General features: G+C 37.1%; 11 protein-coding genes and 1 pseudogene. 7 read left to right on the top strand and 5 right to left on the bottom strand.

The features are described 5' to 3' along the window. Nucleotides 1-162 precede the first annotated feature (162 nt). The 7 genes and pseudogenes from DI487_RS04095 (at nt 163) to DI487_RS04065 (ending at nt 9,542) form a co-directional block, all read left to right on the top strand. Nucleotides 163-507: a hypothetical protein gene (locus DI487_RS04095; RefSeq protein WP_146193361.1), complete on the top strand. Its 345-nt coding sequence runs from the start codon at nt 163-165 to the stop codon at nt 505-507. Next, entirely contained in the window at nt 504-2,000 is a 1,497-nt protein-coding gene (locus tag DI487_RS04090) for a T9SS type A sorting domain-containing protein (RefSeq protein WP_109568536.1), read from the top strand. The genes DI487_RS04095 and DI487_RS04090 overlap by 4 nt, the downstream gene beginning before the upstream one ends. Nucleotides 2,001-2,062: 62 nt before the next feature. Then, nucleotides 2,063-3,084: pseudogene (locus tag DI487_RS04085) on the top strand (peptide-N-glycosidase F-related protein); the annotation flags it as partial. Between the two features lie 45 nt (nt 3,085-3,129). Then, nucleotides 3,130-3,411, top strand: a complete 282-nt coding sequence (locus DI487_RS16670) for a T9SS type A sorting domain-containing protein (RefSeq protein ID WP_394335978.1) — start codon at nt 3,130-3,132, stop codon at nt 3,409-3,411. 65 nt (nt 3,412-3,476) lie between these two features. Further along, entirely contained in the window at nt 3,477-5,789 is a 2,313-nt protein-coding gene (locus tag DI487_RS04075; RefSeq protein WP_146193359.1) for a hypothetical protein, read from the top strand. Then, entirely contained in the window at nt 5,786-6,391 is a 606-nt protein-coding gene (locus DI487_RS04070) for a gliding motility-associated C-terminal domain-containing protein (protein ID WP_109568532.1), read from the top strand. Before DI487_RS04075 ends, DI487_RS04070 begins: the two co-directional genes overlap by 4 nt. A 19-nt stretch (nt 6,392-6,410) precedes the next feature. Then, nucleotides 6,411-9,542, top strand: coding sequence for a T9SS type B sorting domain-containing protein (locus DI487_RS04065; RefSeq protein WP_170108168.1), 3,132 nt, complete (start codon nt 6,411-6,413; stop codon nt 9,540-9,542). Nucleotides 9,543-9,552: 10 nt separating this feature from the next. On the opposite strand, the gene DI487_RS04060 is transcribed toward DI487_RS04065, so the two are convergent. The 5 genes from DI487_RS04060 to DI487_RS04040 form a co-directional block, all read right to left on the bottom strand. Beyond that, nucleotides 9,553-10,605, bottom strand: a complete 1,053-nt coding sequence (locus tag DI487_RS04060) for a hypothetical protein (protein ID WP_109568530.1) — start codon at nt 10,603-10,605, stop codon at nt 9,553-9,555. 5 nt (nt 10,606-10,610) lie between these two features. Further along, entirely contained in the window at nt 10,611-11,345 is a 735-nt protein-coding gene (gene rlmB, locus DI487_RS04055; protein ID WP_109568529.1) for a 23S rRNA (guanosine(2251)-2'-O)-methyltransferase RlmB, read from the bottom strand. A 129-nt stretch (nt 11,346-11,474) separates the two neighbouring features. Further along, nucleotides 11,475-13,139 carry a BamA/TamA family outer membrane protein gene (locus DI487_RS04050; RefSeq protein ID WP_109568528.1) on the bottom strand — a complete coding sequence of 555 codons (1,665 nt, stop codon included), beginning with the start codon at nt 13,137-13,139 and terminating at the stop codon, nt 11,475-11,477. An 85-nt stretch (nt 13,140-13,224) separates the two neighbouring features. Then, entirely contained in the window at nt 13,225-15,879 is a 2,655-nt protein-coding gene (locus tag DI487_RS04045) for an alpha-amylase family glycosyl hydrolase (RefSeq protein WP_317046263.1), read from the bottom strand. Further along, the gene (locus DI487_RS04040) at nt 15,828-16,070 is read right to left on the bottom strand and encodes a hypothetical protein (RefSeq protein ID WP_109568526.1); all 243 of its coding nucleotides are present in this window, start codon (nt 16,068-16,070) and stop codon (nt 15,828-15,830) included. The genes DI487_RS04045 and DI487_RS04040 overlap by 52 nt, the downstream gene beginning before the upstream one ends. Nucleotide 16,071: the final 1 nt, after the last annotated feature.

Genomic DNA, 16,071 nt, shown 5'->3' with positions numbered 1-16,071 from the left:
TCAGTTAAAAAAACATCAAAAAGAGGTAAAGAGTAGCAAATGAGTAGCATTTTTTTGTTATAAAAGCACCTTTTGAGTATTGCAAAATAAAAAAATGTTAAATTTTTAACATTAGTTTGCGTTGAATATCTTATGGAATAACAACGCTAAACTGTAATACTTATGAGAAAACTTTACCAATTAATCAAAAAATTAACATTAGTCTGTCTTTTATTTGCAATAAATTCCAATGGAATGGTTTATAAAAAGACAGCGCTCTTTCACATCAGTAACAATTCAAAAGAAATTAACTTTACGGGTTTAAAAAGCAATAGATCGGTTAAACCTATTAAGAAAAAAGAAACAGCTAATCAGACCAGTACAGCTGTGTGTACTTTTACCGCTTTAACATTATCCGGATTTAATGCAGATGTCATTGCTGAAGGCACAGGGGGGATACATTCGATAAAACAACTCATACAGTTGATGCATTCTACACTTTTTATTCACAAGATTTTGTGCCCTTGAACCCTCATTCTTCAGGAGCAAGTGCAACGGCTTATGGCGGTGGTTTCCCTACAAACGGAATACTGTCCAATACTGCTATATCAGGGCTTTCTTTCCAATTGGCAGATTTTAGTTCAAATAATGCATTGGTTTTGAGAAACAATGTGACTAATCAGGGAAATCTAACATTAGCTTCGCCTAAAAAAGCGGAAAAGATTTATATAGCAGCAGTCAGAGGAGAGGGAAGCTCTTCATCTGCTGATAACCATAATGTAACAGCAACTGTAAATTTTTCTGACGGTTCAAGTCAGGTTTTCGTATTTCAGGCTACGGCTTGGTGGTACGATAGTAACCCGCCGGCTAATACTGTAATGTTGGGAACAGGAGAAGTATCCCGAAACACAGCTACTACAGGTTGGGCTCCGAAAAATGAATTCAGAGGGCTTACTCAGGCTAACCTTTTTTACAATGAATTAACACTGGATCAAACGAATTACAATAAGAATATAGTTTCTATAGCTTTCGATAAAGAAGTAACGGCTAATGATGCTCATACAACAACCATATTAGGTGTTAGTATCTGTGAAACAGCTTCACAAGTAACAGGCTTCAATTATGATATTATTGCTAATGGTATCGGGGATGCCTCCTCTTCTGCAGATATCGGATTGGATGAAGTAAATACCAGAGCTTTAGTGTCTATGGATTTTCAGGCTACAGCAGGTAGCAGCTTTCCTACTTACGGTTTACCTTCGGATGGAATAATAAGCAGCGCCAATACATCAGGAGTAAGCTTTCAATTAGCAGATTATTCAGGACCGAATGCTTTGTTTTTGACTCCTTCTTATGTTACGGGTTCTGCAAATAGTCAAAATTCAGGAACCTTATCATTTACAGCCTCAAATGTGGGAAATGTGTATATTTTATCAGCAGCAGCTGGTGGAGGATCATCTAATTTGCCATATACAGCAGTTGTTAGTTTTTCTGACGGAACTTCACAAACTGCAAATTTACAGGCAAAAGATTGGTACGACGGTACGGCTTATGCCATTCAGGGAATTGGGAGAGTGAATATGGCAAACAATGCATTGGAGGGAAGCAGTACAAATCCAAGATTGTATGAAGATGTAATTGCATTAGATGTAGTTAATCAAACTAAAACAATAACAGGAGTAACCTTTACTTTTGATGGGGATTCTACAGCGCCTTGGGCAAATGAGATACGATTATCCGTTTTAGCAGTGACAACTACAGAATCAACTTTAAGTACTTCTGATTTTGGTAGTTTGGATTCTACGATAAAAATATATCCGAATCCTTCATCGGGAATAATCACAATAGATGCAGTTTCGGAATTGGAATCTGTTGAGATATTTAATGCAATAGGACAAGCTGTTTTGAATTCAAAAAATAAAAATCAAATAAATATTTCTGATTTAGAGGAAGGAATTTATATGATTAGGCTTAAAACAAAAGAAGGAAAAACTTCAGTGCAGAAAATAATTAAAAAATAATTCAAAGGATTACGTCTGGATCTTTTTGCCCCAAAAACCATAAAACCTAAAAAATAGAATTAATGAAAATCAAATATAAATATATACTATTCATTGTATTAGTCAATATCTCTTTTAACAGTTTAAGGTCTCAAAATTTTTCGTATACTGTTTTTAATGAAATCTTATTTTATGACGGATATGCAACCGTTGTTAGTGATCCGGTTCCCCAAGGTGTGATAAGACATAGAAATGATCTGTATGCCAGAAAATTACCGGAAACAGTCTTGGCCTCTTTCGGAGACCAAATAACAATGAATATAACAATTAAAGCAGCGTGTGACAATTACGACAGGATCGGAAATGTAAATTTAGCTTTTGTGCCTAAGGGTCAATCCACGTATGACCCTGATAGTGTGCAACGAATAGAAGTAGGTCGCTATATTACTCCATTTATGGATAAGAATGTAAGCCCTACTGAAGTGCCATATACTTATACGGTCGATAACCTTGATAAGATATTTAAAGATAGTGCGATCAATGCAATGTATGATATTTGGGTTGAATTGGAGCTATTTGGTGTTCCTTATGCTGCAAATACTCAAATAACAGGTTGTGCCGGAAGAAATGATGTGTTTTTCGGGACTTTAGAGTTTGTTTCTACAGGAGTTTTTACTCAAAACCCTCCTCAATCTTTTCTTTTGCCGTTGTCAATGAAAGCAAACTTCAATAATTATCAGGCAGGTGCAACAGATCAGATAGGCACAACAACTAAAACAATCACTTTTAATTTGATTGACAATATAGAGAATGCAAAATTATATCTGATTACTTCAAATCACGGAGCAAATTCAGGTGGAGAAGAATATGTACGAAGATGGCATTACGTGTCTTTCGACGGAAATCAGGTTTTATCATATCAGCCTGGGGTATTTCTTGTGAGCCTTACAGAGTATATAACACACAGGCTAACGGAATTTACGGTTCATCTCCCCAGTCTTTTTTCTGGTGGGTATCTTGGAATAACTGGTGTCCGGGGAATTCAATTCCGATCCGGGAAATAAATTTAGGAGATCTGACAGCCGGAACACATACTTTCGTAATATCTGTACCGGATGCTCAATTTGCATCCCAACAAGGAAATTTTCCGTTGTCTTTGTACCTACAAGGAAATTACCTGAATACAGCAGGATTGGAAGATGTTAACGGAACAGCATTTAAAATATACCCGAATCCGGTCAGTGACTTTGTTCTAATAGATTCCTCAGAGAACATTAAAAATGTAAGTGTATTTAATGTTTTAGGGGAAAGAGAAGATTGTAAGATAACTTCAAATAGAGTAGATATGTCCGGATTAGAATCAGGCGTTTACTTTCTTAAGTTAGAGTTTGTAAACGGAACAAAAGTCAATCGTAAGATAATAAAACAATAAGTTTAGTATAAGGTTAAAATATTCTTGATCTGATTAAGTTAATCTCCAAAATACTCTAAATCATAATGAGAAAAAAAATAATATTTCATTGTCTGTTTCTGCTTTTACTTTTGATTATTCAATCAAAGGTAGTTGCTCAACAATACCAACCATTGTCTGTTTCATCCGGGTTTAATGCAGATGTAGTGGCTAATGGTGTAGGGACACCACTAAGCTCAAGTACTGCGGGTATAGATGCTTCTAATTGGGCATTGCTTTCAAATGATTATCAACAAACGGCAGGAGGGACTACTTACCCTAATGCTATTTCTTCCAATGGATTGATTACAAGTATGAATGATGCAAATTTAACTTTTCAGTTAAATTCACTTTCAGCTAACAATTCATTGCGTTTAGGGACACAAAATCAAAGTGGTACATTAGTATTCTCTAATCCCGAGGCAGCTTTGAGTGTCGCTGTTCTGGTGACGTCAGGAGATGGCTCTTCGACTGTTTCAGGTGTAATTACATTTACAGATAATACCACTCAGATATTTACCGGGCTTTCTATCCCGGATTGGTATAATTCAACAGCTTTGCCTACTGTACTGTGGAACATGGGACGTATTAACAGAAATACTGCTGCAGTACAAAATCCGGCAAATAATCCCAGACTTTACCAACTTGATATTGCGATTGACGGAAGTAATTACGGAAAATCAATCCAGTCTCTCGAATTCACTAAGACTTCTTCAGGCGGAGTGGCTAACATTTTGGCTGTAACAGCAAGCCTTTTAGGAAACTGTCCTCCTCCCATATCATTAAGTGCTATAAACGGAACCCCTACATCAGCTGATTTTGTCTGGAGTTCTCTAGGAAGTGAAACGCAATGGGAAATCATAATTCAGGCAGAAGGTGCTCCGGCACCGGGAAGCGGAGTGTCTGGAGTAAGTGTAAATCAGATGAGTTATTACGCTAATTTCCTCCTTCCTAATACAGGATATGATGTTTATGTAAGAGCCGTATGCTCAGGAACAGAATATAGCATTTGGTCAGGTCCGTTTAATTATTATACTCCTGTAGCCAACGATACTTGTTCTTCGCCAACAACTATTCCGGTTAATTCCGGTTCTGATTGTGCACAAGTGGCACCGGGAGCTTTTTTAGGTGCAACGGTATCACCTGAACCTAATTATTGTGGTGCTATCAATACAGGAGATATTTGGTTTGATTTTACGGCAACTGCTAATACACATATAATTTCATTGTCAAATTTTGCTGGGGCTCCTTTACCGATTGTATTAACGGTTTATGAAGGGAACGATTGTAATTCTTTAACACAGGTTTTTTGTAGTTCAGTGAATTACATAACAGCTACAGGGCTTACTATAGGAGAAACTTATTATATAAGAGCTTCAATTAATGATACCAATACAACTCATACAACTACTTTTGATATTTGTGTCAGTACACCTGATATTTCAGGAAGTAATAATAGTTTAGAATGTTTAATTGATACGATCAATAGTGATTTTGAAACCCCTTCATTTCCCTCAGGAGGAACGGGCTGGTATAATCATAATCAAATACAAGGATGGCGAACCACAGCTTCTGATGAAGTAATCGAAATGTGGAATAATTTTCAAGGGGTAACAGCCTATTCGGGAGATCAATTCATAGAATTGAATGCAAATGAAGCTTCAGGAGTGTATCAGGATTTTGATACCCCTGTTTCTACAGTATTTAATTTCGGTTTTGCTCATAGAGGACGTTTGGGGACGGATAGTTGCGGCTTATATGCCGGACCTCCGGGTGGTCCTTATACTTTAATTTTTACAGCGACTACCGGAAATAGTGATTGGCAATATTATACAGGAACTTATACTGTTCCTAACGGACAAACCCAAACACGTTTTATCTTTGAGGCAATAAGTGCAGCAGGGGGAATTACTGTAGGGAATTTTTTAGATGCTGTTACTTTTACAGCTAATAATGGAATCTTGTCAGATAATCCGATGACATTAGATTGTGATCAGGATTCAGCTTCGTTGATTCTTGCTGCCGGAGTTGGTACTTGGGTGGCTCATTCTGATAATCCGTCTTCGACGACTATTGATGATGTAAATTCGAATACTCCGTTGATTACTGGTTTTGCTGCACCGGGAATTTATCGATACGATTGGACAACGTTGTATTGTTCCAGTACATTGGAAATAAATTTCTCAGGGAATACTGTTCCGGCTCCGGAAGCCGAAGATGTTACATATTGCCTTGGACAAACAGCAGTTCCGCTGCAAGCAACAGCTTTAGCAGGATATGTTTTAAATTGGTATGATGTTTCAGATGGTGGAACAGCTTTAAATAGCGCTCCGATACCGGATACTTCTTTACCGGGGTGACAACTTATTATGTAAGCCAATCATCGGGAGCTTCTACTTGTGAAGGGCCAAGAACACCAATAGTTGTTACGGTAAATGAACCTGCAACCTATACGATTACAGGAGGGTGTGAAGGAGTTAGCTATTGGCTTCTTGTAGAGGGAGATTTTACAGATCAAGCTTTGTACTCATGGACGGATAGTGATAATATAACAGTATCTGAGCAAAATAGTTTTAATGTAACTGATTACTTAGCTCAAAATCCCGGATATTCAATACCTGAAGGAGGAATTACATTTTTTATCGATATAAATGATAACGGATGCCAGTACCAGGATCAGTTTTTGGTTAACTCTGTTTTTTGTAGTATTCCCAGAGGTGTTTCTCCGAATAATGACGGTTTAAACGATTCATTTGATTTAACAGGCTTGAACGTAGAAAAGCTTTCTATTTTTAACAGATACGGGAAGGTTGTATATGAATTTAACGGACAGTATACAGATCAATGGAAAGGACAATCTGATAAAGGAGAATATTTGCCCGATGCTACATATTATTATTACATAATGACAAGTGACGGAAATAAATTTACGGGTTGGGTTTATGTTAATAAAGCATACTAATCTTTTGACAAAAGGATCAATGAAGAAAATATTTTTATTTGTCTTTTTTATGGCGTCATATTGTATGACTGCACAGTATGCATCAGTGCATTACATCGCTCCGTCACCTTGGCAATATTGGAGCAATGCAAATGAAATTGTTGTATCGACAAAAGAGGCAGGGACAGTTAGTGTGGAATTAAGAAAAAGCGACGGAACTTTCATTACAACATTTAATGTAACAGCTAATAATCCTGTGTCTTATAGGTTTTTGGGTTCAGCCAATTCGCTTTCGAGGAATAACACAGGAACTAATTATTCTGATAGAGGTTTAATAGTTTCGGCTTCGGCTCCGGTTTTGGTAAATATGAGAAATATTGCATCCGACACGTCAGGAACCAGTAACCTGAATATAAAAGGAAATGCGTCTTTAGTGAGTTTCGGAGATGAGGGACGCGGATTAGAATTCAGGTTGGGATATTATAGAAGTAGTTATACCGGATTAGCAACAGGAAATCCTATTTATTCTGTAATGGCAATAAATGATAATACAACAGTAACTTTAAACGGAGTAGTAATGACATCACTAAATGCCGGACAGAGTAGATTGTTTACTGCGGCAATGGGAGCTTTATTAACAGCAGATAAAGCAGTTGTGGTCAATGTGGGTAGTTACGGAGATACTCCTCAAACATGCGGAGGAAATGGTGAAGACGGAACAGTAGATCAAATCGCACCGGTTAATGTACTTGGTCAGCAGTATATAGTTGTGAGAGGTAGCGGAACATCAGGTGCAGGAGCAAATGATCCGGAACAGACAACTATTGTAGCCACTCAACCCGGAACCAGTGTTCAAATCACAAATTTTAATGCTTCCGGACAACAGATAAGTACACCGCTTACATACAATCTGGCCAATGCCGGAAGCTATCAGACAGTACATCATGGTGACAGTAATAATCAATATTCAAGTTCGTTCATAGTGTCAAATAATCCTATTATTGTCTATTCGGGAACGGCTGTGGATTGTGAAACAGATATTTCTACGGTAATGCCAATAGGTGGTTGTTCAGGAACAACTAATGTAATTACCAGAAAGTTTATAGATTATGCAAATGGTGATCTGCCTTATTTCGGATATATACTCATAGAAAGTTTGACAGAACCTGTTTATATGAACAGTCAGGATATAGAAACTTTGACAGGAGTCCCTAGAGTAGCTTTAGGAAGTACCGGATTTTATATGATACGTTTTAATAATAATAACATCGGAAACCCATTGAGTATTCATATTGAATCTCTGGCAAGACTTACCACAAGTATCGTACAGCAAGGAACCGGTTTTTCTATGTCAGGGTTCTTTTCAGCCTTTAGCGACAGTCCGAGTCCTCCGGCAGAACTATCCGTAGATCAATGTTCAACAACTTTGACCACAACTTCAGGGATGGATCCGTATCAATGGTTTTTAGACGGACAATTGATCGCAGGGGCAACGTCAGATACTTATGTGGCTACTGAAACAGGAAATTATTCAGTAAGAGGGGAGAGAGCCTGTGGAGTTACTCAGTTATCGGCTCCCGTGTATGTGGAGATCAATCCTTGTAGTGATTTAGAAGTAAATAAAACAGTTGCCTCAGCTCAAGGAGACCAGGCAGTATTCCAAATAGTAGCTTCAAATTTAGGGTTGAGTAACGATACTAATGTTGAGGTAACTGATCTGCTTCCCGATGGATATCAGTATGTGTCTTATACTGCCAGTGCGGGAAGTTATGACCCTGTTGCAGGAATATGGACCGTCGGAGATTTAGATTTCGGAGCAACAGAAACACTTTTAGTTACTGTTACAATCAACCCTACAGGAAACCATACAAATATTGCCCAGATTTCAGGGACAAATACAGATACAGACCAGTCAAATAATAGTTCTCAGGCAATAGCTGATTATCCGACACCGGATCTGCAATTTTCGAAAGAATCCCAGTTTTCAGTTTATTACAATATCGGAGATGTAATTGAATATGAACTGGTATTGGAAAATACAGGACAGATAGCAATTAATAACATTCAGGTTACGGATAATAATGCTGATCTTGGTAGTATAAGCCCTAGTGCAATTTCAGTTTTGAACCCGGGTGAAAGTGTAACGGTAACGGCGCAGCATACGGTTACTTTGGCTGATATTCAGGCAGGGGAAGTGGTAAATCAGGCTATAGCTACTGCAGATGCTCCGCAAGGAGGAACAATGGCTATTGTATCAGATGATCCAAGTACTGCAGCAGATGAAGATGCAACAGTGGTTGCTATTCAGTATCTTTCAGATTTAGAAGTTGTAAAAACAAATAATCAAACCATGTACTATTCAGGGACAACGACTACTTATACCATTACGGTTACTAATAACGGTCCGAGTGATGCAACTCAGGTTGTGGTTTCCGATCCGGTTCCGACAGGAATAACGGATATGAGTTGGCAAGGGAACGGACAGATCGGTATAGGTGATTTGAATGATAGTATAGTCGTTTTATCAGTAGGTGAATCTGTTAGTTATGAAGTTACCATTGATATCCCTGTTCAGTTTACCGGTAATTTAACAAATATTGTTGCCGTAAGTTCAGATGTACCCGATCCGAATCCGGATTGTCCCGGATGTACGGATGTGGATGTTGAGTGTACAACATTAGGACCTACTTCACTAACAGCAGATGTAATTGCAGGACAATTTTCAGACCAAGCCGTAGTATCTGCACAGGCTTCAGGATCAGGTAATTTTGTTTATTGGATGGATAATGGATTGTTACAATACGATGGTTACTTTACCAATGTGCCCGGTGGCGAACATACAATTTATGTAGAGAGTGTTGACGGATGTGGAGAGGTAATTAGTGTTAAGGTAATTGTTTTGAATTACCCGAGATTTTTCACGCCTAACGGTGACGGATATAATGATAATTGGCAACTTATTGGGTTAGAAGGTCAACCTGATGCAACTGCTTATATTTTTGATCGTTACGGGAAATTACTGAAACAAATCAGTACCATGTCATTGGGTTGGGACGGGATTTATAACGGCCATCAGTTACCCTCAACGGATTATTGGTTTAAATTGATTTACAGAGATCCGGCAAATAATGAGATGAAAGAGTTCAGAAGCCATTTTAGTTTAAAAAGGTAATTCTCCGGATTTAAAAATAATTTTTATAGTTCTTAAGTAGTAGTTCAATTCCGGTTGACACAATATCGCCCATGGTATTACATTGTTTAAAGTGTATATCATGGGTGTATTTTTGAAGTGCTTTTTTTAACATTTCAACATGTTCTTTCGGAGCAATTTCTTCTTTTCTCATGATTGCTAATAATTCTTCCAAGCGGTTTTCCAGTCCCAAAATACGTTTTACAGTAGCTGATCGAACTTCTTTCCGATACTGCTCAACCGAATTAGGCTTTAGTTTATCCATAACTAATTTGACCATCTGAAAGTTTTCTTTATAAAACTGAGGAAAATAAATTTTTAAATTACCCTCGTACGATTGTTGGTCAAAATCAATGGGACGTATTCTATAGACTACATGGTCAAAATCGTGAATGGGAATAACCACATAATTGTACGAACGCATATCTCCTAATAACCCTAAGAAACAACGCTCATTGAATTTCACGAATTCTTTGGCAATTTGAGCTTTTTCCAGTTCCGTGCAGTTGGGCAGCATTTTTTGTATGAAGACATCTCCGGGAACACCTATAATATGCTCTTCTATTAAAGTATCTTTATGGATCAAAAAATTGATTCGGTTGGGAGAAAGTATTTCTTCCAGTTCCAATCCGTAAATACGGGAAGCATCGGCTTTTTTGATGTAAAAATTGGTGAAATTGTCATTCAGGATATTACGAACTTTAATCCGAAATGGTTTAGAGTTTCCGAAAGTACAATAATCAATAGAATCGACAGTAAGAAATGGCAGTGTTTCCTCATCGCCATCGGAATGTAAAAGAGTATAAATTTTATTTAAGCTGGCTTCGATCTCGGCTCTTTCAAATTCCGGATAATAAACGCGTAACCACAAAGTATCATTGCCTTGCTCGTCTTCTAAACTGATATAGCCGGAAAAGCGTAATAGATCATCATACAACACGCGGGTTTGTGTAGTTCGTCCATACTTTTCCGAATAACGAAAAAGTTCATCTGAAACTTCATAATTCGGTTTGCGAAAATTTATTTTAACGTCGTCCGGTTTCATGTTCTTTATGATCGTTGGCGAATAGCTTCATATAAAAAGGCACCACAGGCAACAGATACATTTAAAGATGAGATAGTGCCAAACATAGGTAATTTAGCTTTTTCATCTACAACCTTAAGAACAGAAGGATTCACACCCTTGTCTTCACTTCCCATAATAATAGCAACGGGCTCTTTAAGATCAACCTCGTACAGATCAGTATGGGTTTTTTCAGTTGCAGCTACCGTTTTGATTCCGGAAGCTTGTAGGTGGAATACAGCATCTTTAATATGATCTACTTTACAGATAGGGACATTAAAAACGGCGCCGGCACTTGTTTTTACAGTGTCTCCGTTTACAGGGGCACTACCTTGTTTGGATATGATGATTCCGTGAACTCCGGTACATTCAGCCGTTCGGATAATTGCTCCGAAATTTCGGGCGTCGGAAACCCCATCTAAAACCAAAAAAAGAGGTGTTTTTCCAGCTTCTGAAAGGGACACGATCAATTCATCCAGGTCCTGAAAGGAAATAGGGGAAACAGTAGCAATGGCTCCTTGATGGTTTCGGTTGCCTAACCTGTTCAATTTTTCAACAGGAACCTGAGCATAATTGATATTGTGTTCTTTGAGGACCTTCAACAATTCACGCATTAATTCGCCGTGAGAATCTTTTTGAATAAAAACTTTATCAATTTCAGTTCCTGATTGAATGGCTTCAATTATAGCACGAATACCAAATATTTGTTGTCCTTTTTCCATGGGGACAAAGGTAGTTATTTTTAGTATTTCTTTCTATTTTAAATATCTGTAAGTGGAGGATTAATCGAGGAATGGGATTGGCGAAGGAAAAAGAATAAAATGAAATAAAACTTTTGGTGTTTTTTTAGGCTAAAAATTAGTTTTAAAACTAATATGAACAATAGAGTTAGAGAGTTTTATAGTCTGTTCTTTTGTAGAACCGTTTGCATAGACTAAACTGAATAAGCCATTCGGGCTAGCCAGTCCGAAACCAAAGCCCAAGCCTAATAAATTTTCCCGAATATCAGCTGTTTTATCCTGCATATATCCATAATCTATAATAGAATTAACGAATAAATTGGAAGCTAAAATATATCGGTATTCTGTGAAGATTCCGGAAAACAAGCTGGCTTGTAATGTGTTTTCCCTAAAACCTCGGATGGAATTAATTCCTCCGAACCGGAATAATTCGTTGACAACATAGTTGTTACTATCTAAATAAAACGTTTGGTTCTTTACATTGATGCTGTTTTTTTCATTGATGTAGAGATTATGACTGATTTCCATTTGTCCCAATATCTGATGAGTTGTCTCAGCAGTTAAGGTTCTGTTACCGATTCCGGTTTTCAGAAAGAAATTGGTTTTTTCGGGAAATAAAACAGAATTTTTATCTTGTTTGATATATTCAAAACTTAAGGTATAAAATTTACTGTTGAAATCTTGCAAAGATGCGGAATTACTATTTTGAATGTCAACGGAATTCGTACTCTGATACCCCAAAAAAGCTTTTTTGTTATAGGAAAAATAATAACCTACATTTAAATCCAGATTGGTATTTTGAAAGGTGCTGTCTTGTTTAAAGATCTTTAAATTTCCTTTTAGTCCGAAAGCTGTTTTAAAGGCGTAAGGAAGTTCTGTGCCTAAATTAAAAGAAGTCTGTTGATTCCCGTCATTTCGCCAATAGATGTTAAACTTTTCACCCGAATTGAAAATATTTTGCAAGGCAAGATCGAGATATCCGTTAAAAACGATTTTACTTTTTTCAGCATCATTAGCAAAGCCTATAAAACCGTCAAACTTATTTGGTCGGCTCTTTTCAACATAAGCATACACTTTGGTACTGTCCTGAGTCAATAAGATTTCCGGATATTTAATTTGGTTTACAAAAGGGAATTCAGAAAAATCATTATAAATTTCTTCAACCAGTTCTTGGTTGAAATCTCTTTTTTTTAGCTTTTTATTCCAATTGCGTTTAATGTTTTCAGGAAACTTATCATAGCCTATAATGACTAATTCATTAAAAGTCCTTTTGCTTCCGGCACTGAAAAATAAAGTAGCTTGTAAAGTATTTTTTCGGGAAAGAACGTTTTGCAATTGCAGTTTGGCTAAAGCGTATCCGTTTTTTTCTAAGAGTGCCAGTTTGCCATTCATCCAATTTTCAATTTCGGAAGTGGGAATTGTTATAGTATCGCTTGTTTCGTGAATAAGTTCCTTTTCGTTATCCGAAAGTGTATTGAAATTAATATTGATCTCGGTAATTGCTTTACCAAGTTGGTAAACCAAAAGAAAAGAACTGTCATTTACTTTTTGTTGTTCGAGAAGCTCTTTTTGATAATAGCCTAGAAGCGTTAGTTTGTTTTCAAAGGATTTTTTGTGCTCAACAATTTCACTGACTTTTTCAAAGGTATTAACATAACCTATACTGTCAATAGTTTTTGTTTCTGTATTATTTTGTCCTTTGATCTTTAAATGAAAATTTTGGGCAAAAGTATTTTGCAGTAATAAAAAGGTGAAATACAGAAAAATTTTTTTCATACTGTAAAGAAACGAAATTGTTGTCTATTTCGTATAAAAAAAGAAGCACCCGAAGGTGCCTCAAACTTATAAAACTAACCCAAATTTAGTTTTTAATCAGTTTTTTAGTAATGGATTTATTTTCTTTGGTGATCTTAATCAGATAAACACCGGATTTTAAATTAGCGACAGCAATTACTTGGTTTGCCTCTATATTAGACTGTTTCAGAATGCTTTGTCCGGTAATTGAAAAGATTTCAATTGAATCGGCTGATGAAGAAACTGAAAAACTCTCTTTTGCCGGATTTGGGTAAAGAGCGAACTCATTTTCTAGATCAAAAGTTTCAGCAGTTAAAGTCGCCGGTTGATTTCCATATATTTTAAACTGTCCGGATGGAATTAAAATTTGAGCAGATGTACTACTAACCGTTATTGGGGTATTATCCATTAAGTCATACCAGGTTCCGGTATAAGGGAAGTCTGGAGTGACATTTTGGTCAGCAACTGAAAAGTTTGCTAAAACCACTACATTTTTCAAACTGCTAGCCGGTAAGCTATTATCATAGATGTAAATACGAGGTTTAATAGCATTAGCATCCGGACTGATGGCGTAATCGCCGTTAAAAACAGGCTCAGTGGTTTTTAATTGAATTAATTTAGAGTATTTTGTATAGATAGCGCCTCTTATCGCATCATTTAACCAATCTTCCACCCATTGTGGTTGTGGTTTAGTAGATAGTTTACAATCTCCGGTTGTAGTATCGGTCTCACTGTTTACAGTTCCGTTTGTGCAAGTGTAAATAGAATCGTCCATTCCTAACTCCTGAAAGTGCCAGATCATTTTAGGCCCCGGGATTAATAAACTGACCGCTCCCAAGGAAGCCATTCTGTTTAAAGCATTTGTCAGGTTGCCTTGAACAGGGTAAGATCCTGCACCATTTCCATAAGTAACCGCTTCATACATTAAACGATCTTTATCGTGACTTTCCGGATATCCCATCAAACGTTTACCGGAGAATCCACGGCTTACATGTCCCATTCGGGTAATATCAGCATTAGTAGCGTATCCCTTAGCCAGTTGACTGTAGTTGTAGAACATTTCACCCCACATCATAATGCCTTTTCCTTCATTTAAACGGTAGTTAGCCCATTGTTGTTCTTCAGCATCCGTTCCTAAATGTTCAAAGATCACATAATGATCCGGATCAATACTCCATGAAAAGTCAGCATAATCTTTAAGGATATCTACACGATCTTGTTGGTAAGCATTGGTACAAGTTTCATCACTGGCTGTACAAGCTTGTGTAAAACCTTTCGTTAAGTCCCAACGAAAACCGTCAATTTTAAATTCTTCAATCCAATACTGAACCGTTCTTTTTACATATTCTTTAGTGTCTGCAGAAGTATGATTGAAATCTTCTCCTACACTATAGGAATGTTTGGCAATGGTATTAAAATAAGGATTGTCGGTATTCGGACCACCCCAACCGTCACCGTCAGGATCGTTCATCCACATGCGAACCATAGGATTTCTACCGAAAGCATGGTTAAAAGCGATATCTAGAATAACGGCAATTCCGTTTTGATGGCAGAGATCAACAAATTCTTTTAGTTTATCAGATGTGCCATAATATTTGTCTAAAGCCATGTGAAAGGAAGTATTATATCCCCAACTTTCATTGCCTTCAAATTCCATAACAGGCATTAATTCAATAGCATTGACTCCTAAATTTTTGAAATAGTTTACCTTGTCAATCAGATCCTGATAGTTTCTGTCTGCATCAAAATCACGTACCAAAACTTCATAAACCACTAAGTTGTCTTTAGAAGGTTTTGTGAAGTTTGTTACTTGCCAGTTATAAGGTGTTTGTCCGGTTTGAAGAACTGTAACTTCCCTTTCTTGTCCGGCAGGATAAGCATAAGTTGTTGCCAGATCAGGAAATGAACCGGATGGAATGTAAGGATCATCATAAGGCGATAAAACTAAAGTAGAGCAAGGATCAGCCGTTTTGACTAATATTTGTGAATTAGTTGTAGGAGTTGTGTCGAATACCCAATATTGGTAAGTGTATACTTGTCCGGGAGTTAAACCGACTAATTCGATCCAGAATTTATCCGAAGATGGGTCTTTTTTCATGGCATAAGCCGAAGAAGGTTGCCAATTGTTAAAACTTCCGGCTACATAAATAAATTCTTTTCCGGGAGCATTCAGTACTAAAGTTGCTTTAGTAGTATCACTGTTGTCATAATTGATACCGATCACAGTATTTGCAGGAAGGTTCTCAGAGAGCACTCCGGGATTGATAACAACAGAGAAGTATTTTGATTGTGTAATACCACCTTGAGTAATTTGTAACTCATAGTTTTTATTGGTTGTGATATTAGTGTCAGTATAATTATAAGTACTTCCGGTAAAAGTATTAAGACTAACTCCGTTAGCCAATAGCGTGTAATCAGCATTTCCGTTAGTGTTCGAAGCACTGATGCTTAGATTATCACCAGAGTTTAAAATGGTTGTACTGTTTTCTGAAGGAGAGATTAATGTAGATTGAAAAGAGCCTACATTTATTTCTAAATCCGCTGTTTGCTGTGTTCCGTCTGCACTTCTCAGAACAATATTGATTTTAGATATGGTTCCTGAACTTACAGAATAAAAATTCTCAATGGTAGACGTTAAGTCCAATTTATAGATGTTTCCTGAGACTAAAGTTAGCGAGGGTTGCGCAGTATTATCTCCCAGTTCCCGATTACATTTTGCCAAGCACTTCCGTTTAAAGTTACTCCGGTATGGGCATATATAGTTCCTGAATATGAAGCTAAACCGGTTCCGGTTTTATCAAATAGTAGGGTTGCAGATTGATTCTGGTCAGGATTAGTCCCTCCCTGCCATGAGAGTTGCGCAAATGAAATGGCTGTGATACAAAAGAAAAAATAGGTAAAGATTTTTTTCATT

It is taken from the genome of Flavobacterium sediminis (assembly GCF_003148385.1).
GTDB classification, from domain to species: Bacteria; Bacteroidota; Bacteroidia; order Flavobacteriales; family Flavobacteriaceae; genus Flavobacterium; species Flavobacterium sediminis.
The sequence above is the reverse complement of the archived record's forward strand: the minus strand, read 5'-3'. Positions and strand labels throughout refer to the sequence as shown.

Bases quoted from the DNA above. Each gene is read 5' to 3' on its own strand.
- rlmB (WP_109568529.1), bottom strand. From the start codon at position 11,345: ATGGAAAAAGGACAACAAATATTTGGTATTCGTGCTATAATTGAAGCC.
- DI487_RS04095 (WP_146193361.1), top strand. From the start codon at position 163: ATGAGAAAACTTTACCAATTAATCAAAAAATTAACATTAGTCTGTCTT.
- DI487_RS04065 (WP_170108168.1), top strand. From the start codon at position 6,411: ATGAAGAAAATATTTTTATTTGTCTTTTTTATGGCGTCATATTGTATG.
- DI487_RS04075 (WP_146193359.1), top strand. From the start codon at position 3,477: ATGAGAAAAAAAATAATATTTCATTGTCTGTTTCTGCTTTTACTTTTG.
- DI487_RS04050 (WP_109568528.1), bottom strand. From the start codon at position 13,139: ATGAAAAAAATTTTTCTGTATTTCACCTTTTTATTACTGCAAAATACT.
- DI487_RS04040 (WP_109568526.1), bottom strand. From the start codon at position 16,070: ATGAAAAAAATCTTTACCTATTTTTTCTTTTGTATCACAGCCATTTCA.
- DI487_RS04060 (WP_109568530.1), bottom strand. From the start codon at position 10,605: ATGAAACCGGACGACGTTAAAATAAATTTTCGCAAACCGAATTATGAA.